Genomic DNA, 20803 nt, shown 5'->3' with positions numbered 1-20803 from the left:
AGGTACCCCGTTCACCACGAGCCGGTCGCTGCCAGGCTCAGCCGTCCGTCAACGTCCACACGTAGCGTGCCACCGCCCGCAGCTGTTCCTCCGGCAGCGGGAAGGCGGGCATCAGGCCGAAACGCTCGATGGCGTGCGCAGGCATCTTGGAGTGCTCCGCGGCGGGGGCCTGCACCCAGCGCACAATCGCCTCGATGCCCGCGCTATCAGTGGCAAACGCCTGGCGATAGTGTCGAATCACGTGCGTCATGGGCGGCGCCGTCTTGGCCGGAGGCGAGACGCTGTGACAGGAGGCGCACAGCACCTCGAAGGTGGCCTTGCCGTCCGGGGTCGCCTGCTGGGCCTTGACGGGCGCGCTGGCGAGCGATGCCAATCCAGCGAGCAGCAAGAGGGTCAGAATCGAACGCATCGGTTCTCCATAGGGGTCTGGCGAAAAATGCGCGCGTGCAGTCGCAGTGGAAGTGAGGGAACCCCTCAACCTTGGTCGGAGGCTCTGCGTAAGTTGCGGGCCATGCTTCGACAGCTGCTCTCCATCCCAGTCTTCCTCACGCTGGTGCTGCCGGGCGCGCTTCGTGCGCAGTCGGGTGCCGAGCGGATACCCCGCGTGCGCACCGTATCGCAAAACGTCCGGCTGGACGGCGTGCTCGACGAGCCCGACTGGGCCCTGGCCGATTCCATCTGGGAGTTCCGGCAGAAGGAACCGATGGAGAACGGCGAGCCTACGGAGCGCACGGTGGTACGCCTGCTGGCCACGCCGAGTGGTCTCGTCATCGGTTGGTGGCTGTATGATCGCAACCCGGCGGGCATCGTGCGCACGCAGCTGCGCCGCGACGCGGAGCTGCGTTCCGACGACTACGTGAGCCTGATGATCGACGGGCTGTCCGACAAGCGCAGCGCGTTCTATTTCCGCACGAACTCGAACGGCGCAATGTGGGATGGCGAGCACGTGACCTTCGAGAGCGGCAACGAGGAGTGGGACGGCGTCTGGGATGTGCGCACGCAGATCAACGCCGATGGGTGGACGGCGGAGATGCTCATTCCCTGGGCCACGCTGCGGTATCCGCGTGATGTCGCGCGCATGGGCTTCAACTTCCGTCGCTTCCTGCCGCGCACGAACGAGGAGCTGCTGTGGCGCGGCTGGCGCCGCACAGAGGGTTTTCGTTTTCTCGAGCGAGAAGGGGCCGTTGCCGGCTTTGCGGACCTGCCGCCGCGAGCGCGCGCCGAACTGCGGCCATATGTCCTTGGCCAGGCATCGCCGGCCGAGCGCGCCTTTGCGACCGATGGCAGCTCGAGCATCGTGGCCCCGTCGGCCTCACAGTTTGACGTCGGGCTGGACGTCAAGATTCCCGTGACCAACACGATCACGGCGGACCTCACGTCGAATCCTGATTTCGCCCAGGCCGACGTGGACCGGCAGATCGTGAACCTCACGCGATTCCCACTGTTCTTCCCCGAACGGCGTCCGTTCTTCACGGAAGGCGCCGGCGTGTTCGCGTTCGGGCGGATCGAGCAGACCCAGATGTTCTATTCACGGCGCATCGGGCTGGGGTCCGGTGGCCAGCCGGAGACGATTCCCTTCGGCCTGCGCTCGCAGGGTCGCGCGGGCCCGTATCAGATGGGCGTGCTGGGTGCCGTGACCAGCGGCTCCGACGACGCGCGCGATGCCGTGTTCCGGTTGCGGCGTGATGTCCTCGGCCGCGGCTTCGTCGGGATGATGGCGACATATAGTGACCGTGCGTCGCGGCCAGGCTCGTACGCGGGTGGCGTCGACTTCAACTTGCCGTACATCGTCGGCGAGGATGACAACCTCGTCGTGACAGGCAACGCGGCCTGGAGCCGCGACAGTGCCGGCGGCGCGACGGGTGGCCACTACCTGCTTGCCGTCGACTATCCCAACGACCACGCCGACATCGTGCTGCGCGCTGAGCGCGTGGATTCGGCGTACAACCCGGCGTTGGGCTTCGTCGTGCAGAATGGGATCTATCGGCTGGCGGGGAACACGCAGATCACGCCGCGTCCGCGCAACGCGAGCATCATTCGGCGCTGGGAGTTCAACCTGCTCGGCTACAACGCCGTGTGGGACCTCGGCGGTCGCCTGGACAACGCGCGTTTCAGCGTTCGGCCGCTGGGCATCCGTTTCCAGAGCGGGGACGTTATCGAGGTGAATGCCTGGCGACTGTTCGACGGACCCGTAACGCCGTTCGAGATTACGGATGGAGTCACCATCGCTCCCGGCAACTACTGGTGGGATCGGGTTGAGGTCGTCTACGAGGGCGCCAATATCCGGCCGGTCGTGTTTCGCACGGAGTGGTCAGCCGGAAACTTCTACCGCGGGCGCCGCCTGGACGGCGAGTTCTCACTGCGGCTGCGGCTACAGCCCCACTACGAACTCACGGCCGAGTTGGAGCGCAACGACATCGACTTGCCGGAAGGCTCGTTCGTGGCGCACACGGCGCGGCTCCGTGCGGATTACGCCATCAATCCGCGACTGACCATCACCGGGTTTGCGCAGTATGACGATGAGTCGGACCGTGCCGCGTTGAACGCACGACTGCGCTGGACGCCACGGCCTGGATCGGACCTGTTCGTCGTGTGGAACTCGGTGTGGCCGATGGAGCCGCGCTCGGCGTTTGCATTCACGCAGCCGCAGAATGGGGCGCTGGTGGTGAAGTACACGCACTTCCTGCGGATCTGAGTGGCGCGGACAGACGACGGCGGGGCTGCGCAACTGCGCAGCCCCGCCGTCTTGTTGCCAGGCGAGACGCTAGGGGACTACGGCGCCGTCGCGTTTCCCTCGAAGTATACCGAGAGGACAACCGTCGGGCCCGTGTAGAACGCCTTGAGCAGCTGGTAGCCCTTGGTGCCAAACGTCCACGCGACAGAGGCGGTCCCGTCGGCGCCAGTCACGGACGTCGTCGCGCTGATGCTACCGCCCGTCCGAAGGTCCCAGGTGATCGGGACGCCAGGTACTGGCAGCCCGTTCGCATCCTTCACGATGACCCGCGGCTGGGGCGAAACCGTCGTGCCGGCAGGGGCGCTGACGCCGCTGCCCGCGACGACCTCCATCACCACCGGTGCCCCGACAACCAGCGGCGTCACATCAACCTCAAAGACCACCGAGGTCTCGCCGTTGTTGTCGAACACGACACCCTCGGGCGCGTCACCGCCGACGCCTGGTGTCGCGACGACGGTGTTGAACCCGACGCCGCCAAGCGTCCAGCACACGCCGGCGTTGCCATTGGCGGACGTCGCCGTCGTGGCGGTGGAGCCGAAGCTCCCACAGGTCAGCTCACCCAACGGTCCGCTGCGCGCTGCGATCGTGCCCGGGCTACCCGCGGGGACCTGCCAGGTCACCGGTACGTTCTCGAGGATGGTGCCCTGTCGAGTCGTCACGGAGACGACCGGATAGCACTCCTCGGGCAAGGGATTGCCCACGGGGCGAGTCGTGCAGTCAGCGGTCGGGGGCAGAACCGTCTCAACTCCGCCCTCAGCCATCAGGCTGGACATCGGCAGCATCCGCGTGAACTCAGACACGGTCCCACTGACGCCACCGCCGGCACGAAGTTTCGTGTCGACCGGCTCGAAGGGGCTGAACTCCGACACCGTGCCGCTGACGCCGCCACCGCGGCGCGGCGTATCCTGCACGACCGCATGCAACGGAGTCGGCGAGAGGAGGTTGGCCGCGGCGCGAATCAATCGCGCGCCGAGCGTCAATGCCGGCGCCGGTTCGTCGCAGCTAAGCGGAGTCGGTGGCGGATCTCCGGCCATCGGAGTTGGCGTGATCACCAACACCGAGTCGCCGAGTCCGTGGCCGAGACGAAGGTCCGGGAAGACGTCAACGGGCACGCCTTCGGCGCACACCGTCACCGTGACGTTGTACTTGAGCTTCGTTCCGCCCGCATTCTGCTGCTCGATGCGGATGTAGCCAGGGTAACGGTCGAGCTTGGTAAGGAGACCGAGCTGCGAGTTCTCGTTTCGCGTGATCGTGACGAGTGTCGGCTCGAACACCGGGTCACCGGGGAACGAGATCGCCGAGGTCGAGTCCTCGTCGTAGAGGATCTGCGGCTGGTCAAGCGGGAAGATCAGGCGTGAACTGCCGGCATCGTCGATAGCAATCGGAATGCCAGCGAAGCAGTAGATCGCGTTGACCAGCAAGGTGACTGCGACATCGCCGCCAGGCAGGGGCGAATGCTCGTTCTTGTCGAGTACGAAATCGACGACGTCATGCGCGCGCTTCACGACCTGGTCGCGTTTCCCCTTGCTGACCTGCTGCGCCAGGTTCTCAATCTTTCCACGCACCGAGTTGTAGCTTGGCGACCCCGCTCCAAATGCCGTCTGCGCAAGCGAGAGCAGTGTGCTCAGGCTCGGCGCCGAGCACGAGACTGCCGAGGCATCGCCGATCGCGGTTGCCGCACGTTCGGGACTGGTCGCAACATCCGCGCACGCGGCGACCGCAATCGCAAGCGCAGCGAGGAGTGAGTGACGAAGACTGCGGGGCATTTTCGACCTTCCTGAGGAAGGGAGGGTGACTGACGGAAGGCCCTCAAGTTGGGCCTAAGTCGTTTACCCAGCAAGCGATATGCCATTCATCGCTCGGGGCGACCTGCTCTCCAGGCCGTCGAAAACGTCGAAATCAGCGCGGAGCGCCCACCAACCGCCGGTAGTCCTCTCGGTCCGCGACTCCCCGGAACCACCAGCCCGGATCGTCGCGTAAAGCCAAGGCCCGCTGAGGGTTAGCTGCAATGTATTCGCGGAGCAAGCGCACCGTGCCGTCCCCGTCGCCTGTGATGGCGAGCACAAAGGCGCCGAAGTACGGCAACTCGCGGTTCGGATCCACGGTCGCATCGCCCTGTGACGCCAGCACCACACGCCGGGCGCTGTCGGCGAGTGTCGGGTTGGTCTCAGCGGCCCGGGCCACGGCGCCAGCCGCCAGGATGCGCATCCACAGCCGGGTGCGCAGCGAGTCGCGCGGCGGGGTGCGCTCCACGATGGAGTCGACCAAGGCCCAGGCGCGCGGGATGCTCACGTCGGGTGCCGACGGCATCGTCATCACGTAGAGTCGGCAGCGCAGTGCGCGCGGGTCCATCGGGAAGCGACGCGAGAAGCGGTCGCACCACTCCTTCGCTGCGGCGGCGTTGCCGAGGTCGTACTGCGCGTTGAACGCGCGCGAGAAGTTGAGGTTGGCACCCTCAAGAAACTCGTCAGCCTCGAAGGCGCGGACCGCAGCGAGATAGATGTCGCTGGTGGTCTTGCCAGGAATGGCGGAGTAGGCCGCCGCCAAGGTGGCGTAGGCGCCGGCCTGGTTGCGGTTCAGTGCGGTGGCACGTTCGAGATCGGCCTGTGCGGCGAGCAGCACCCGATCCTTTTCGGCGGCGCTGGAATACGGCAGTGCGATGTAGCTCCAGAAACGCAATGTGCCCCGGGCCTCGAGGGCATCGGCGTCGTTCGCGTTTCGGGTGAGCGCTCGATCCGCGTGCGCAATCCCAGCTTCCACGAGCGAGCGGATGGCGCTCTGATCTCCGCCGACCGTACGCGAGCGCAGGTAGGCCAGCATGGCGCGCATCGCGGTCGGTCGAGACCACGACGCGTCGAGCTCCTCCGAGACGGCGAGGATGGAGTCGGCGGCGGCATACGCCCGTGCGGCGGCATCCGGCTCACCGCGCCGATACGCGTCCTGCATCGCGCGTTGCTGCTGCAACGCGCGCTGCGTGAGCAGCCAGGCGTCCTGGCTGGTTGTCGCGGCACGCTGCAGCTGCACGCGCAACTCCTCACCCAACTGGCGCCGAATGAGATCGGCGGCGATGGTGCCCAGCGAGTCCTCCAGTTGGAAGATGCTGTCGCGGGAGAGGGCGAAACTCGCGCTCTGCAGTCGCACGCCGCTGGCGTCGTCGAGTCGCAGCGCGACCTGCACGCGATTGCCCGATGGCTCCACATCGCCACGCACGAGGAATCCGACGCGCAGGGCGCGGGCGATGCTGTCCACCGCGACGCCCGCGCCGCGGAACGGCTCCACACCGGCCCGCGAGATCACGGTGATGCTGGGGCTGGTCGAGAGCGTCTGGATGAGCCCGTCGGTGAGCGCATCGGCCACGGGCGCCAGCGAGGAGTCACGACTCAGGTCGCCGAACGGCAGCACCGCCAGGCGCCGCGCCTCTTCGCCCAGGACGGCGGTGCCACGCGGCCCGCGCTGCGTGGCGAACCAAACGCCGGCCGCGGCCAGCACCACCACCGCGGCGGCAGTGGCAAGCCCAATTGGCCGGCGGTACCACGGCTCCAGCGGCAGCTGCGGCACGCCCAGAGAAGAGTACCGAGGTGTCGGCGTGCGCCGCGCGTTCATCACGCGCATCGTGCTGGTAGCACCAAACATCCCGCTCAGCAGCTCGGCGAACTGCTGCGCTGTCTGCGGCCGGTCCACCGGCGTCTTGTTCAGCGCGATGAGGATCGCTTCCTCGATTTCCTCCGGCACCGCCTGGCGCACCACCCGGATGCTCGGCGGCTGCTCCATGAGGTGCTTGGCCATGATGGCCATCGCGTTCGGGCCGTTGAACGGCGGCTCGCCCGCGAGCATCTCGTAGAGCATGCAGCCGAGCGAGTAGATGTCCGCCGTCGGGCCGACAGTGTCGCCGGACGACTGCTCGGGCGCCATATAGACCGGCGTGCCCACCGCCATGCCCGTCTGTGTCAGCTTCTGCTGTCCGGCCTCGCTGGCCGCGCGGGCGATGCCGAAGTCGGCGACCAGTGCGTGGTCGCCTGCAAGCAGGATGTTCTCCGGCTTGATGTCGCGGTGCACGATGCCTTGCTCGTGCGCATAGCCGAGCGCGCTGGCCACCTCGAGCGTGATGCGCACCGCGTCCTCGACCGGCAGCATCTTCTCCCGGTCCAACCGGTCGCGCAACGACTCGCCCTTCACGAAGGGCATCACGTAGTAGAGCAGCCCGTCGGCCTCGCCCGAGTCGTAGAGCGCGAGGATGTGCGGGTGCGAGATCTTGGCGGCGACCTTGATCTCGCGCTCGAAACGCTCGCCGCCAATCGTTGCCGCCAGGTCCGGGTGCAGGACCTTGATGGCTACCTCACGGTCGTGCTTGAGGTCGCGGGCGAGAAACACCGTGGCCATGCCGCCGCGGCCCAGCTCACGCTCGATGCCGTAGCGGCTGCCGAGCGACTCGCGGAGCTTGACGAAGGTGTCGGAGACTTCCTGCGGCGCGACACTGCCAATCGGCGTCGCGCGGTACTCCTTCGTCAGGTTCAGCCCGCAGCGGCTACAGAACAGCGCCCCCTCGTCGAGTGGGGCGCCGCAGTTGGCGCAGGTGTTCGGCGTCAGATCGGAATTCCGCGATGGGGTGTGGAAGCCAGCCTCAGGAAAGTGACGATTGTGAACGCATCAAGCAAGCGAAAACGGGGGCGGCGCCGACTGGCGCCGCCCCCGTCTCCCGCCCGCGGTGCGGGCTACTGCTGATCCATCGTCGTACGCGGTGCTTCGCGGACGGTGGGGTAGCGGATGCCAAGCTGTTCCAAGTACGTCCCATACTTCTTGGGGTCGTAGTAGAACTTCTGCAGCTCCGGCTTGAAGCGCTGCATGATGTCAGCGTTCAGCCAAATCGGCGGCTGGTCCGTCGCCGAGATGAACGCCGTGTACTTCTCGTCCTTGGTCTGCACGTCGCGGAAGTAGGTCCAGGCATCGGCCACCACCTGCGGCTTCATCAGGATGTCGAGCATGGTCAGCGCCTGCACCTTGGCGCCCGCCACCGCGCCCTTGTGGGCAATCGGCGTGGCGGAGGCGATGGAGCTCGACCAGTTGTGGCCCGGCAGGCCGGGGATGTTCGACGGATACCGCAGCGTCACGGTCGGGACGTTCCATGACACGTCGCCAATGTCATCCGAGCCTCCTCCCATCCGCTGGCTCTCGGGCACGGGGCCCGGCAGCGTGAACTCGGTGGCGGTCGACAGCCCGCGCGGGTTGCTGCCCAACTCGCGCTGCAGGCCACGGGCCAGCGCCTGGTCGGCCTCGGACCATTCCGGCATGCCCACACGCTTGATGTTCTCGTAGGTCACTTCGGCGATGGTCTTGTTGAAGTGGCCGCTCCAGCCCGAGCCGACGATCATCACGGTGTCGAGCTCGACGTTGGCCATCATCGCTGCACCGCGCGCGATACGGATGCCCTTCTCGAACAGGGCCTTCGTGCGCTCGTAATCGCGCTCGCGGAAGTAGAACCAGATACTCGCTTCGCTGGGCACGACGTTCGGCTGGTCGCCACCATCGCGAATCACGTAGTGCGAACGCGTCGGCAGCTCGTTGTGCTCGCGCTGGTACTCCCAGCCGGTGCCCATCAGCATCGCGGCGTCGAGCGCCGAGCGACCGCGCCACGGCGCGCCGGCGGCGTGCGCGCTGGTGCCCTTGAAGCGGAAGATCGCCGAGACCAGTGCGGTCTGGCCGCTCTGGCCCCAGGAGACGCCGAGGCCATTGCCGACGTGCGTGAAGAGCACGACGTCCGTGTCCCGGAACAGTCCTTCGCGCACAAGGAAGGCCTTGCCGGCCATCTGTTCCTCGGCGATGCCGGGCCAGAGCACGAGCGTCCCTGCAATGCGCTCGCGGATCATCAGTTCCTTCACCACCAACGCTGCGGCGATGTTCACCGACTGGCCCGTGTTGTGGCCTTCGCCGTGTCCGGGCGCGCCCTCAACGATGGCGTCGAGGAAGCCGACGCCCGGCTTGTTGCTGGACTTCGGGATGCCGTCGACGTCGGAGCCGAGTGAGATGACGGGCTTGGCGCCGGCGGGGCTGACCCAGCGCGCCACCCAGGCGCTGGGCATTCCCGCGTAACCACGCGTGATCTGGAAGCCGTTCTGTTCGAGGATGCCCGTGAGGTAGCGCTGCGTCTCGAACTCCTGCATGCCGAGTTCCGAGAACGAGAACTGATGGTCGATGATCTCCTGGATCAGCTTGGCGCGCGCCTCGACCTTGGTGAGGGCCTCGGCCTTGAGGCGTTCCAGCCGCGCGTCGGTGGCCTGCGCCTGCGCGCTCGCGGCCACGAAGCCGGAGGCGAGCGCGAGGACGGCGGCGCGACGGACGAATCGGTGCATCACGGGCTCCTTGCTGGTGGGGTCTGCTTCGGTCTCCCGAGCGCTACGCACGGGCGACGGCGGGGGTTGAGGGTGGGTCGACAGGCGATGAATGTGCAGACAACGCGTCTCCTGTCCACCGCGTACCGTCTCTAATGATGCGACTCTCCATCCTCTCTCGCCGCCTGCACCGCTGGGGTGCCGTGGCCGTGGGCCTGCCGTTCCTGGTGGTGATTGCATCGGGACTCCTGCTCCAGGTGAAGAAGCAGCTGCCCTGGGTGCAGCCGCCCGAGCAGCGCACGGCGGTCTCCATCCCGAACGTGCCCTGGGACCGCGTTCTGGCGGCGGCGCAGGCGCTTCCGGAGGCCAACGTCCGGTCCTGGGACGACATCGACCGCGTGGACGTGCGGCCGTCCAAGGGACTGCTCAAGGTCGTGACGCTTTCGCGCTGGGAGTTGCAGTTGGCGTTGGACGACGGGCGCGTGCTGCAGGCGGCCTATCGGCGGTCGGACCTGATCGAGCAACTTCATGACGGTTCCTTCTTCGGGGATCCGGTGAAACTCTGGGTGTTCTTGCCAGCGGGGGTGATTGTGTTCGGACTGTGGCTGACGGGGCTGTATCTGTGGCTGTTGCCGATCCTCACGCGGCGCAAGCGGGCGCGGCTTGCGGCTCCGGCGGCGGGTGCTGCCGTTGCGCTGCTGGTTGTCGCGATCGGGTTTGCACCCTGGTCCGGCCTGGACGCGCAAGCACGGACGCGGGGAGCAACCGCGACTGCGTACGTCCCCGGCGCGACCTGGGAGCGTCGGTCGCCCGCCGCGATGGGCGTGGACAGCGCAAAGCTCGCTGATGCGATCGCCTTTGCTGTGCAGAACGAGACGCGTGCCTCGCGCGACATGGAGGAGAACCACTACCGCTCCTTCGGGCGTGAGCCGTTCGGCCAAGGCATCGGTCCGTTCAAGCCACGCGGCCCCAACAGCGGCGTCATCCTGCGCGGCGGCTACGTAATTGCCAGCTGGGGCGATCCGGATCGCGTCGACATGACGCACTCGGTGACGAAGTCGTTCCTGTCGTCTGTGGTCGGCATTGCCGTGGACCGCGGGTTGATCGCCTCGATCGACGAGCCGGTCCATCGCTCGCAGGCGCCGACCTACGTGCTGCGCACGGCCGTGGACGGGACGCCTGGCGAGCGCTACGGCCAGCCGCAGTTTCTCGATCCCTGGGGCACGCCGCACAATCGCACGATCACCTGGCGGCACATGCTGCAGCAGAACAGCGATTGGGAGGGCACACTCTGGGGCAAGCCGGAGTGGGCGGACCGTCCGGCGCAGGACGCGTCGACCTGGACCACGCGCGCGCGCAACGCGCCGGGGACCGTGTACGAGTACAACGACGTGCGCGTGAACGTGCTGGCGCTCGCGGCGACAAACATCTGGCGGCGTCCACTGCCCGAAGTGCTCGACGAGTTCGTGATGACGCCGATTGGCGCGTCGCGGTCCTGGCGCTGGTATGGCTACGACAACGCGTGGATCACCTTGGATGGCCGGCCGGCCCAAGTGGTGTCGGGCGGCGGGCACTGGGGCGGCGGGATGTATATCAACGCGTGGGACATGGCGCGATTCGGCCTGCTCACGCAGCGCCGGGGCGTGTGGGGCACGCAGCGCATCCTCTCCGACGCCTGGGTGACGCAGGCGCTCACGCCCAGCGGACCGAACCCCGGCTACGGCTTCATGAACTGGTTCCTGAACACGGATCGCAAGTGGATGCCGAGTGCACCGGCAAGTGCGTTTGGGCACGTCGGCAACGGGACGAACCTTGTGTTCGTGGCACCGGAGCAGGATCTCGTGGTCGTCGTGCGGTGGATTGAGAACCGCAGCATCGATGCGTTCCTCGGGCGGGTGCTTGGAAGCATCGAGCGCTGACGCGGCGGCCGCCGCGCCGCCACGCCCAGTCGCGTCGCAGCAGGCGGAGCAGGCGCTGCGGCGCGCTGAGCTATTGCGTGCCATCGGGCAGAATGAACCGGCGAAGGAGATTCTGCTGCACACCGGCAAGGTCGCGGCCTTCAGCGCAGCGATGCTCTCCTTCGGACTGCCCTTCGCGGGCGTCGCGATGACGGGTTGGGATGTGGTGCGCAGCACGTTGGCGATTGTGGCCGTCACGCTGGTGATGCGGCGGAATCGCGGCGGCAAGGCGAGCGCATTGCTCCAGAACAACTCGATGCGTGAGCCGCCGCTCACGAGCGCGGAGTTTCTCCGTCGCATCGAGGCCTACCGCGCGTCCATCGCGCCGTACGCGCGTCGCAGTACCTTCGGCATTGCCTCAACGCTCGTCGCAACGCTTGGAGCCCTTGGCCTTGGCGAGGTCTACGCCTGGCCCGACGCCGCGTACTTCTGCCTGCTGGTTGGCTTCTGGGGCGGGTTCCTGGTCTCGATGCAGTACCTTCGCTCCAAGGAGAGCGAGGTTGGCCGGTCCACCGGCGCCCACTGCGAACGCTGCGACGCGGCCTGGCTGGGCAGCAGTAATCCCAACCGCCTCGCGAAGCTCATCGAGGACGTACAACGTTGTCCCCACTGCGGAATGCGACTCACCGAGGACGCCTGATGCGTTGGTCGACCCCACTGTTCCTCACGGCCCTCTGTGCCCAGCTGCTCTCGGCCCAGCAGCCGGCACCCGTTTGGTCCCTGCTCATTCGCAACGGCACCGTCGTGGATGGCACGGGCAACGCGCGATACCGTGCCGACGTTGCCATCGCTGGTGACCGCGTCGTCGCGGTGTCGCGCACCTCGCTCGACGCATCGCGCGCCGCACGCGTCATCGACGCCACCGGGCTGATTGTCGCGCCGGGATTCATCGACCTCCACGCGCACCTCGAACCGCTCCTGCGCTTGCCCGACGCGAAGAGCGCGGTCACGCAGGGCGTCACGCTCTCGCTCGGCGGACCGGACGGCAGCGGTCCCTTCCCCCTGGCTCCGTATCTCGACTCCGCACAGGCCGCGGGGCTCGGGATGAACGTCGCCTACCTCGTCGGACACAACACCATCCGCCGCCGCGTGATGGGGACGGCCAACCGCGCGCCAACGGCGGACGAGCTCGCGCGGATGGTCGCGCTCGTGCGCCAGGGCATGGGCGATGGTGCCTTCGGCATCAGCACGGGCCTGCGCTATGTGCCGGGCTACTACTCCAAGACCGACGAGGTCGTCGCCCTCAGCCGCGCCGCCGCCGATTCCGGCGGCATCTACACCTCGCATCTACGCGAGGAAGGACTCGGCTTGCTCGAGGGCGTCGCCGAGGCGATCACGATCGCGCGCGACGCAGGGATTCCGGTCGTGCTCACGCACCACAAGGCCGTGGGCCAGCCGATGTGGGGCAAGAGCGTCGAGACACTACGGATGGTCGATGAGGCCCGTGCCGCCGGACTCGACGTGATGGTCGATCAGTATCCGTATACGGCGTCCAGCACCGGCCTCGCCGTGCTCATCCCGCCCTGGGCACTCGCTGGAGGCGACGCGGCGTTCAAGGCGCGCACCGAGAACCCCGTGCTGCGCGACAGCCTCACGCGCGGCATCATCGGGCTCCTCAAGACGGATCGCGGTGGCGGCGACACGCGCCGCGTGCAGTTCGGGCGCGTGGACTGGGACCGCTCACTCGAAGGCAAGACGCTGTTCGACTGGGCGGAGCGACGCGGCGTTGGCTCGAGCCTTGAGGCAGCCGCGGAGTTGGTGATCGAAGGTGAGTTGAACGGCGGCGCCTCGATGATCTATCACATCATCGACGAAGGCGACGTGCGGCGCATCATGCGGCATCCGCAGGCGATGGTCGCGAGCGATGGCCGTCTCACCGCGCCTGGCGACGGCGTCCCACACCCGCGTGCCTACGGGACGTTTCCGCGCGTGCTCGGCCACTACGTGCGCGAGGAGGGTGTGCTCACGCTGGAGCAGGCGGTGCACAAGATGACGGGGATGCCGGCGGCGCGACTCGGGCTCGCCGGCCAGCGCGGCTGCCTGGCGGTGGGATGCGCCGCAGACGTGGCGATCTTCGACGCGGCCACGGTTGGCAGCCCGGCGACGTTCACGGCGCCGCACCAGTATGCGACGGGAATCCCGTTCGTGATTGTCAACGGCGTACCGGTCGTGGACCAAGGCCGCTTCACCGATCGCCGGCCGGGTCGCGCGTTGCGGAGACCCTAGCTCCCAGAACGTGTGAAGGCTCCCGCGCCACGAGTGACGGCGGGAGCCTACTCCTGCTGGTGAAGTATGGAGTCCCGATTCGTCACCGCTCTCGCGGCCGGGTCCACCTTCTGCTTCGCGCATGACGGCCCACGCGAAGTGCTGCCCTTCAGAACAGCTCGAGTCGTCTCCAGCGACCTGACGACCGGCTCGGTGGGTCCGAATGTCCACCGGGCATTCCGTTCGACGGCGTCCCGCGGAAGAGATCCGTTCGCACACCAGCCGTCGCGCGAACGCAGAATCAATACTCACCCCGCCCTGCGGCCCCGCAATGGCGAAAGTCCCTACGGCGCTGTCGGGCGTTCCCCGTCGCGTGCACGTTCGGCCGCCGCGACGTGCGCGCCCAGCAACAGCGTCCGCAGGTCGTCGGGGGCGCGACCACTCGAGGTGGCCAAGCGCGTCAGTGCGGCGCGCGCGCCGTGCACATCACCGACCTTAAGGCGCGTGACGACTGCGGCATCAATGAACAGGCCTGGCGCCAACCACGCGATGCCGCGGTCACGTTCCTCGATCTGCGTCGGAATCTCCGCGTTCGCCGCCGCCCACTCGTAGCTGGAGGCGGCGCGCAGGAAGCGCACCGCAGACTGCGCACCCTCAGGTGCGCCAGCGCGCGCCATGTAGCGCTCCATCGCCTCGTAGTACCAGGTATACACGCCACCCATCGTGCCCTGGTGCAGGTCGCGCTCGACCGCCAGCGCCTCGGCTAGCCAGAGCTGCCAATCCACCGGTGCCTGGCCGCTGGCCCACTCCAGGCGCAGGCGCTGCAGGCGCAGGCGTGCCACACGCAGGCGTCGCGTGGCGTCGGTCGTGTCCACGCGGGCATCCTCGCGCGCGAGCCGCGTCGCGATCCCCTGCGCGATGAAGCGATTGTGCGTGAGCGCCGGCGCTGGGTCGTTCAGGGGCGCGATCACGCGGCCGCCAAGCGCCGCCGCGAGGTCGTAGCGCTCGACCGGCAGGATACTGAGGCCCCGGGCCTCGTGTCCGAGGAATCGCGCGCGTTCCGCGCCAAGGTCCAGCCGCGGATAGAAATCGCTGTTGACACCCTCGGCGCCGCTCAGGAGCGGGCGCAGTTCGTCCGAGGTGATGAGCCGCGTGCCTTCAAGCAACCGCGGGGTGATGGGCCGAAAGCGTGCGAGATCCTGCGAAATCGCTTCGGAGGCGAACACCGACCAGTCGGGGCGCGGCAGCGACTCCGCGTTCGACGCGACAACCAGCAAGTCGACGTCGTTCGTCAAAAACAGCGAGTAGGAAGCGAAGTGGCGGTCGAGTGCGATCAACACGCTGAGGACCAACTCGTCCTCGATCTCGTAGAGGTGCAGCCACTGACCGAAGACGCCACCGGGCGCGAGATAACCGGACACCCGCGCGTAGAACTCATCCGTGAAGAGGCCCGACACGCCGCTCACCCAGGGGTTCGACGGCTCGGAGAGGATCAGGTCGAACTGGCGGCCCGCCGCCGCGAAGTACGACTTGGCGTCGTCGAACACGAACGTCGAGCGCGGGTCCTCGAACACGCGACGATTTATCGGCAGCAGCAATCGCGAGGCCTCGACCATCTGCGGTTCGATGTCGATTGTCGTGACGCGCTCTACCTGCGGAGACCCGAGCAGCAGATGCGAGGACATCCCGCTGCCGTGTCCGATGACCGCCAATTCCCTTGCTTGCGGTGCGTGCGCCAGCGTGATCATCGGCAGCAGCAGCTGCGTGGCGTCATCGCCTCGCAACGCGGGACGATCCAAGGGATCGACGTCCGCTGGCAGTTCGCGGAACCAGTGTCGCGTCAGCGAGGCGTCGGGCTTGCCGTTCGTGGCAATTGTGAAGCCGCTATCGCCGCCGAACTGCACGCTGACCGAGGCCGTGCGCCCATCCTTGTAGAAGCGAATGTCACGCGAGCCGACTTCCGGCACGGCGCCGTAGCGGAACACGCCGCTGGTCAGCGTGGTGAGGTCGAACGCGGGCGAAAGTACGGCACCGAGCACGACCGCCGCGCCGGCGACGAGCGCCAGCGTCGCCGTGCGCCGCAGGTCGCTCACATCGCGGGCCCGCCACCAGAGCAGCCACACCCCGAGCGCGATGTCCAAGGCGCCGCCGAGGATGAGCAGTCCGCGCAGGCCGAGGAAGGGCAGCAGGATCAGCGAGGCGAGCGCCACCCCAACGATCGATCCCAGCGTGTTCCACGCGTACACCGTCCCGATGGCGCGCTCACCGGCACCCGCGCCCAGCAAGCCGCGCGTGATCAACGGCAGGGTCATGCCCGCGCAGAAGGTCGAGGGCAGCATCACGGCCAGCGCAAACCCGTAGCGCGCCAGGTTAAACACGGCATAGCCGGGCTCGTTGCGCTGGACGGTCTGCATCAGCCCGGCCATCCAATCAAAGGCACCGAGGTAGAGTCCAAGCGTCGCAATGGCCAGCGCGCCCATCGCGAACTGCACGACGCCGAGCAGGCGCAGCGTGTCGTGCGCCTCGTCGGCGAGGTTCCGCACGTACAGCGCGCCCAGCGCCAGTCCAAGGATGAAGGCCGAGAGCATCAACTCGAACGCGTGCGTGGCGCTGCCGAGCACCAGCGAGAGCATCCGGATCCAGGCGATCTCGTAGATGAACGAGGCGACGGCGGTGCCGAAGCTGACGGCGAGCAAAAGCCGGATGAGCTGGACGCGAACGCCGGCACCCTGCAGGTCGCCGCTGCCGACCGGCGCGACGGCCTCGTCCACGAGTGCAGGAGAGGCCGAAGTGCGATCGTCGCCCGCGGCCTCGGTGCCCGGTACCGCCGCGGCGAACGCGCTTTCCTCATCGTCCTGCGCAAGCCGCACCACGCCAAAGGTGCCGAGCGCGACGACGAGGTTGAGGACCGCCGCGACCACAAGGGTGCCCGGCAGTCCGGCGAGTCCAATGAGATAGAAACCAGACACCAAGACGCCGATGGCGGCGCCAAGCGAGTTCGCGAAGTAGAGAAGGCCCAACACCTGTCCCGACCCGGCCAGCTGCGCGGCGGGATCCCCGAGCCGCCGCAGCACGCCGGCGGTCATCAACGGGAAGGTCGTGCCGAGTAGCACCGACTGCGGCACGATGAGCAGCGCGGCCAGCAGCCACTTGCCGACGAGCAGCGTGGCGCCGCCGCCGAGCGCAGGGAACAGCGTGTCGTACGCGAAACCGCTCGCGAAAGAAAAGACATCGTGGAACAGCAGCCCAATCACACCGACGATGCCTTCGACGGCCGCGTACCACAGCAAGGGCGACCGAACCTGCGTGGATCGCCGCGCCGCGAGCGCGGCGCCCGCCGACATCCCGCCCAGGAAGATTACGAGGACGATGACCTGGGCGTAGGCGCTGTGGCCGACAAGGAGCCCGAGGTAGCGGCTCCAGATGCTCTCGTAGATGAGTCCGGCAGCACCGGAGAGGACAAAGAGCAGCGCGAGCAGAGTCGTCATCGGGACGAATCTACTCGCGGATGGGGCTGCCGCCTTACGGTTTCTCGTTCTCCTCGATCCAGACCTTCGTCCAATACATGATCAGCGTGCACGGCGTCCGGGAATCCGACGGCCAGGCGTAGCGCTTGTATGGTTCGGGCACGCGCTCGTAGACGTCGTAGACCTCGATCGAGTGGATCTGGTCCGGACGGATGAGGATCTCTCGCGCGGTGCGCTCGCGTCCGTTGTAGGCCTCCACCAGGCAGCGCCAGCCCGTCGTTGGCGCCACGGTCCAGTCGAGCCGACCCAGCTCCTGGTTGGTGAACGGTACCTTCCGCAGACCGGTGAGGCCCTCGAACATGTCCGACCAGTAGTCAGGTCGCAGCGCACGCAGTTCGTCAGGCCCGCGAAACTGGCCGATCCCGGCGCGGCGCCGGCACTCGAAGCCGTCGTAACGGAATGCGGCACAGCCATCGTGCGAGGTAATGCGCAACGTGTCGATCAACTGGATGGCACGCCGCATCTGAAAATCCATCGACGCCTGGTTGTCATCGCCGATCTGGATGACCCGCTCCTCGGCGCGGTAACCGGGCGAACGCGCCATCACGACCGACTGGCCCCAAGGCAGGCGCGTGAGCGTGTAGCGGCCCTGTGCGTCCGTGCGCGTGCTGCGCTCGGTCTGGATCGCGAACACCTCCACGCCGCGGATTGGATTCCCCAGCGTGTCCGTCACCACGCCGCGCAGAACGCCGCTCTGCGCCTCGAGCGACCTGGGCACGGGCACCGCCAGCAACATCGCCGCAAGCAGAGCGGCGATGGTCATCGACAGCCGTCGCATCAGCATAGACGCAATGTACGCCGGGCGCAGGTCGAAGTGCCGCCGCTCAGGGACGCTTCAGCCGATCGAAGAACAGCTTGCGCGCCTTCGATACCTTCGGGGCCACCACCACCGCGCAGTACGGATTCTGCGGATTCCGCGCGAGGTAGTTGTCGTGGTACGACTCGGCGGGCCAGAACCGGTCGAGCGGCGCAAGCTCAGTCACGACGGGGTCGGCCCAGTGCGCCTGCGCTGCGGCCACCTTCTCGCGGGCGATGCGCGCCTGCTCATCGTCGTGCGTGAAGATTGCCGAGCGATACTGCGGGCCGACATCGTTGCCCTGACGGTCCTTCGTCGTGGGGTCGTGGATCGTGAAGAACACGTCGAGCAAGTCGCCGTAGGAGATCTCTGACGCGTCGAAGCTGACCTGCACGACTTCGGTGTGGCCCGTCTGCTTCCCGCAAACCTGTTCATACGTCGGGTTCGGAACGTGGCCGCCGGCGTAGCCGCTCTTCACGCCGTGTACACCGCGCAACTCGAGGTAGACGGCTTCGAGGCACCAGAAGCATCCGCCGCCCAACGTGGCGAGCTGCGTGCTCACGCGGACTCCTGCGTCACGCCTGGAAACAACGCCGAGAAGCGCTCATAGCCCTCGGCTGCCAGACGCGCCGCCGGGACGAAGCGCAGCGACGCGGAGTTGATGCAGTAGCGCATGCCATGGGGACCCGGGCCATCGGGAAAGACGTGGCCGAGGTGTGAGTCGGCGTCCTTCGAACGCACCTCGACGCGGCGCATGCCGTGCGAGGAATCCTCCTGCGCCGTCACCTGACCCTCAACGAGCGGCTTGGTGAACGAGGGCCAGCCGGTGCCCGAGTCGAACTTGTCCGTCGAGGCAAAGAGCGGCTCGCCCGAGACGACGTCCACATAGATGCCAGGCTCGTGGTGATTCCAGAACTCATTGCGGAACGGCGGCTCGGTCGCGCTGCACTGCGTGACCTCGTACTGCATCGGGGAGAGCTTGGCGGCGAGCTCGGGGTCGTCTGGCTTTCGCTTCATTGTTGGAGCCGGAAGATGATTCTGGACAATGGGATACGAGTCCTTCGCGAGCAACCGGTGGAGGCGGCGTCCGGTTCCGCTGCTTGACAATGCCGAACAAATACCGAAAGATGTCGGCTCCCAGATCCGAGTTCGCGCATTTCGTTACGGTGAAACCCTGACACGACCCCTTTCGTTGTAAGCAAGTGTTCGCTTGCTTTGTGAAAGCGTTCACATGCCACCAATCCTTCGCTCGATGTCTGAACCAACAAAGCAGCAGCTGCTCGACGCCGCGGTGCGCGTCTACGCGGAATCCGGTTTCCGCGGCGCCACGACGCGCAAGATCGCCGAGGCTGCTGGTGTCAACGAAGTCACACTGTTTCGTCTCTTCGGCTCGAAGGCCGCGCTCATTGAAGCGGCGGTCGAAGCCGTCTCCAAAGTCGGTAGCCGCGCGAAGCTGCCGGAGACGCCGCAGGATCCGGTGCGCGAACTCACCGCCTGGGCGGAGCAGGACCATCGTTTCATGCTCGAGATTCGCGGGATGATCCGAATGTCGATGGCAGAGATGGCGGAGCGCCCCGAGTGTGCGGGCACCGCCGCCGACCATCCCTCCAAGTCGTTCCAAGCACTCACGCGCTACATCGAGCGACTCGCTGCAGGCGGCTTCATTCCGTCCGCTGACGACGCGAAGCCTGCCGCCGCGATGCTGATGGGCACCCTGTTCGCCGACGCGATGGGACGCGACATGATGCCCGAGTCTTTTCCACCCGAACGGACGGCCCCAGCCACTTACGTGCGACTCTTCCTCAAATCCATCGGCGCGACGCTCGCCGCGCTGTTGCTGCTCGTGCTGCCACTCACGGGGGCGCTCGCTCAGCAGCCTGCCCAGCCCGCCGCGACCCCACTCTCGCTGGCCGACGCGCTTCAGCTTGCCGAGCGCCGATCCTTGTCGGTGCGCATCGCCGAGGCCGGTACCCAGCGTGCCGCGGGCCAGATGCGGCAGGCCGACGCGCAGCGGCTGCCGCAGGTGAACGGTACGGCCGCATACCAGCGTGCCATTCAGAATCAGTTCCAGGCCATCTCCGAACGCTTCGCGCCGGACACGGGCACGAGCAGCGGTGGGGGACTCGAGAACTCGCCGCTGGCGCAGATCTTCGCGGCGCCGAACACCTTCACGTTCACGGTCTCGGCCACGCAGAACCTGTGGACGGGCGGCAAGGTGAGCGCGGCACGCGCCGGCGCCCGCGCGGGGTCCGAGGCCGCGAGCATCCAGCTCAGCTCGGCGCGCGCGCAGGCGTTGCTGGACGTGGCGCAAGCGTACTTCGACGCCGTCGCAGCCGAGCGGCTGAAGGACATCGCCGACTCGACCCTGGCGCTCACGGAGCGCACGTTGCGACAGGTAGAGCTGGCACGCTCAGTCGGCACGGCGTCGGAGTTCGACCTGCTGCGAGCGCGTGTGACGCGCGACAACCAACGTCCACTCGCCATTCAGGCAACGGGCAACCGCACGGCCGCGCAGCTGCGGCTCAAGCAGTTGCTCGAACTCCCGCTCAACACGCCGCTCACGCTGACCACGCCGATCCGCGACGACTCGTCGATGGTGACGCCGGCATTGGCGCCGGTGGCGCTGGACGCCGCCCGCACCGTCACGCCGGACACGGCAGTCGAGGCCCGCGCCACCGTGCGACAGGCCACGGCGCAGCTCGAGGCGTCGGAGCGCGCGTTGACGGCAGCACGCCTCGCGCCGCTGCCCAACCTGCAGCTCAGCACGACCTACCAGCGCTTCGCCTATCCGCCGGAAGGCACCTTCCTGCCGGGTTCGCTCGACCTCTACTTCCCGAACTGGAACGTCACGCTCGGCCTCTCGTTCCCGATCTTTACCGGCGGCCGCGTGAGCGGTGAGCGCGCCGTGGCGCAGTCGAACGTGCTCGAGGCGCGGGCGCGGCTCGAGCAGGCGCGCGATGGCGCCGAGCTCGACGCCATTCTCTCCGTGACGGCGTTCGAGCAGGCGCAGGCCGCGTATCTCGCGGCGGTCGGCACGGACGCGCAGGCAGAGCAAGCCTACCGCATCGCCGAAGTGCGCTTCGCCGAAGGCATTTCGACGCCCGTCGAGCTGACGGAGGCACGCGTGCAGCTGGAGCAGGCGCGCCTGCAGCGTGTCACCACGGCGCGCGATCTCGAGGTCGCACGACTGCGCCTCGCCCTGCTGAAGGACCTTCCGCTCGCAATCGGAGGTGCCCGCTGATGCCTGGCCACCTCTT

At 67.4% G+C, this 20803-nt stretch carries 13 protein-coding genes and 1 pseudogene; 6 read left to right on the top strand and 8 right to left on the bottom strand.

Features of this window, described 5'->3' with window-relative positions:
• Nucleotides 1-37 precede the first annotated feature (37 nt).
• Nucleotides 38-409: a c-type cytochrome gene (locus KF709_06515; protein MBX3174047.1), complete on the bottom strand. Its 372-nt coding sequence runs from the start codon at nucleotides 407-409 to the stop codon at nucleotides 38-40.
• 102 nt (nucleotides 410-511) lie between these two features.
• Between KF709_06515 and KF709_06510 the strand changes: the two genes are divergently transcribed.
• Nucleotides 512-2695 carry a carbohydrate binding family 9 domain-containing protein gene (locus KF709_06510; GenBank protein ID MBX3174046.1) on the top strand — a complete coding sequence of 728 codons (2184 nt, stop codon included), beginning with the start codon at nucleotides 512-514 and terminating at the stop codon, nucleotides 2693-2695.
• A 77-nt stretch (nucleotides 2696-2772) separates the two neighbouring features.
• Here KF709_06510 and KF709_06505 read toward each other — a convergent pair whose 3' ends face one another.
• From KF709_06505 to KF709_06495, 3 genes are all read right to left on the bottom strand, one after another.
• Nucleotides 2773-4299 (bottom strand): Ig-like domain-containing protein, encoded by a 1527-nt coding sequence (locus KF709_06505; GenBank protein MBX3174045.1) that lies wholly within the window; start codon nucleotides 4297-4299, stop codon nucleotides 2773-2775.
• A gap of 334 nt (nucleotides 4300-4633) precedes the next feature.
• On the bottom strand, nucleotides 4634-7114 hold the full coding sequence (locus tag KF709_06500; GenBank protein MBX3174044.1) for a protein kinase: 2481 nt from the start codon (nucleotides 7112-7114) through the stop codon (nucleotides 4634-4636).
• 332 nt (nucleotides 7115-7446) lie between these two features.
• Nucleotides 7447-9081, bottom strand: a complete 1635-nt coding sequence (locus KF709_06495; GenBank protein MBX3174043.1) for a peptidase dimerization domain-containing protein — start codon at nucleotides 9079-9081, stop codon at nucleotides 7447-7449.
• A 134-nt stretch (nucleotides 9082-9215) separates the two neighbouring features.
• On the opposite strand from KF709_06495, the pseudogene KF709_06490 reads away from it, so the two are divergent.
• From KF709_06490 to KF709_06475, 4 genes and pseudogenes are all read left to right on the top strand, one after another.
• Nucleotides 9216-9695 (top strand): annotated as a pseudogene (locus tag KF709_06490) (PepSY domain-containing protein).
• A gap of 183 nt (nucleotides 9696-9878) precedes the next feature.
• The gene (locus KF709_06485; protein ID MBX3174042.1) at nucleotides 9879-10979 is read left to right on the top strand and encodes a serine hydrolase; all 1101 of its coding nucleotides are present in this window, start codon (nucleotides 9879-9881) and stop codon (nucleotides 10977-10979) included.
• On the top strand, nucleotides 10960-11658 hold the full coding sequence (locus KF709_06480) for a hypothetical protein (GenBank protein ID MBX3174041.1): 699 nt from the start codon (nucleotides 10960-10962) through the stop codon (nucleotides 11656-11658). Before KF709_06485 ends, KF709_06480 begins: the two co-directional genes overlap by 20 nt.
• Nucleotides 11658-13244, top strand: a complete 1587-nt coding sequence (locus tag KF709_06475) for a D-aminoacylase (GenBank protein MBX3174040.1) — start codon at nucleotides 11658-11660, stop codon at nucleotides 13242-13244. Before KF709_06480 ends, KF709_06475 begins: the two co-directional genes overlap by 1 nt.
• Nucleotides 13245-13567: 323 nt before the next feature.
• Here the strand turns inward: KF709_06475 and KF709_06470 are convergent, their stop codons facing one another.
• Genes KF709_06470 through msrB form a run of 4 tightly spaced genes read right to left on the bottom strand, consistent with a single transcriptional unit; the run spans nucleotide 13568 to nucleotide 18563 of the window.
• Nucleotides 13568-16711, bottom strand: a complete 3144-nt coding sequence (locus tag KF709_06470) for a hypothetical protein (protein ID MBX3174039.1) — start codon at nucleotides 16709-16711, stop codon at nucleotides 13568-13570.
• Nucleotides 16712-16745: 34 nt separating this feature from the next.
• On the bottom strand, nucleotides 16746-17534 hold the full coding sequence (locus KF709_06465; GenBank protein MBX3174038.1) for a carboxypeptidase regulatory-like domain-containing protein: 789 nt from the start codon (nucleotides 17532-17534) through the stop codon (nucleotides 16746-16748).
• A 40-nt stretch (nucleotides 17535-17574) separates the two neighbouring features.
• The gene (msrA, locus tag KF709_06460) at nucleotides 17575-18108 is read right to left on the bottom strand and encodes a peptide-methionine (S)-S-oxide reductase MsrA (protein ID MBX3174037.1); all 534 of its coding nucleotides are present in this window, start codon (nucleotides 18106-18108) and stop codon (nucleotides 17575-17577) included.
• Nucleotides 18105-18563, bottom strand: coding sequence for a peptide-methionine (R)-S-oxide reductase MsrB (gene msrB / locus KF709_06455; GenBank protein MBX3174036.1), 459 nt, complete (start codon nucleotides 18561-18563; stop codon nucleotides 18105-18107). The genes msrA and msrB overlap by 4 nt, the downstream gene beginning before the upstream one ends.
• A gap of 235 nt (nucleotides 18564-18798) precedes the next feature.
• On the opposite strand from msrB, the gene KF709_06450 reads away from it, so the two are divergent.
• Nucleotides 18799-20787: a TolC family protein gene (locus tag KF709_06450; protein MBX3174035.1), complete on the top strand. Its 1989-nt coding sequence runs from the start codon at nucleotides 18799-18801 to the stop codon at nucleotides 20785-20787.
• Nucleotides 20788-20803: the final 16 nt, after the last annotated feature.

This window comes from Gemmatimonadaceae bacterium, from assembly GCA_019637445.1.
In the GTDB taxonomy this organism is placed as follows: Bacteria; Gemmatimonadota; Gemmatimonadetes; order Gemmatimonadales; family Gemmatimonadaceae; genus Pseudogemmatithrix.
The sequence above is the reverse complement of the archived record's forward strand: the minus strand, read 5'-3'. Positions and strand labels throughout refer to the sequence as shown.

What these genes read in the sequence shown, in the direction of transcription:
- KF709_06515 (MBX3174047.1), bottom strand. Translation starts at nt 409, where the DNA reads ATGCGTTCGATTCTGACCCTCTTGCTGCTCGCTGGATTGGCATCGCTC.
- KF709_06510 (MBX3174046.1), top strand. Translation starts at nt 512, where the DNA reads ATGCTTCGACAGCTGCTCTCCATCCCAGTCTTCCTCACGCTGGTGCTG.
- KF709_06500 (MBX3174044.1), bottom strand. Translation starts at nt 7,114, where the DNA reads ATGGCCACGGTGTTTCTCGCCCGCGACCTCAAGCACGACCGTGAGGTA.
- KF709_06495 (MBX3174043.1), bottom strand. Translation starts at nt 9,081, where the DNA reads ATGCACCGATTCGTCCGTCGCGCCGCCGTCCTCGCGCTCGCCTCCGGC.
- KF709_06485 (MBX3174042.1), top strand. Translation starts at nt 9,879, where the DNA reads ATGGGCGTGGACAGCGCAAAGCTCGCTGATGCGATCGCCTTTGCTGTG.
- KF709_06475 (MBX3174040.1), top strand. Translation starts at nt 11,658, where the DNA reads ATGCGTTGGTCGACCCCACTGTTCCTCACGGCCCTCTGTGCCCAGCTG.
- KF709_06470 (MBX3174039.1), bottom strand. Translation starts at nt 16,711, where the DNA reads ATGACGACTCTGCTCGCGCTGCTCTTTGTCCTCTCCGGTGCTGCCGGA.
- KF709_06465 (MBX3174038.1), bottom strand. Translation starts at nt 17,534, where the DNA reads ATGCTGATGCGACGGCTGTCGATGACCATCGCCGCTCTGCTTGCGGCG.
- msrB (MBX3174036.1), bottom strand. Translation starts at nt 18,563, where the DNA reads ATGAAGCGAAAGCCAGACGACCCCGAGCTCGCCGCCAAGCTCTCCCCG.
- KF709_06450 (MBX3174035.1), top strand. Translation starts at nt 18,799, where the DNA reads ATGTCTGAACCAACAAAGCAGCAGCTGCTCGACGCCGCGGTGCGCGTC.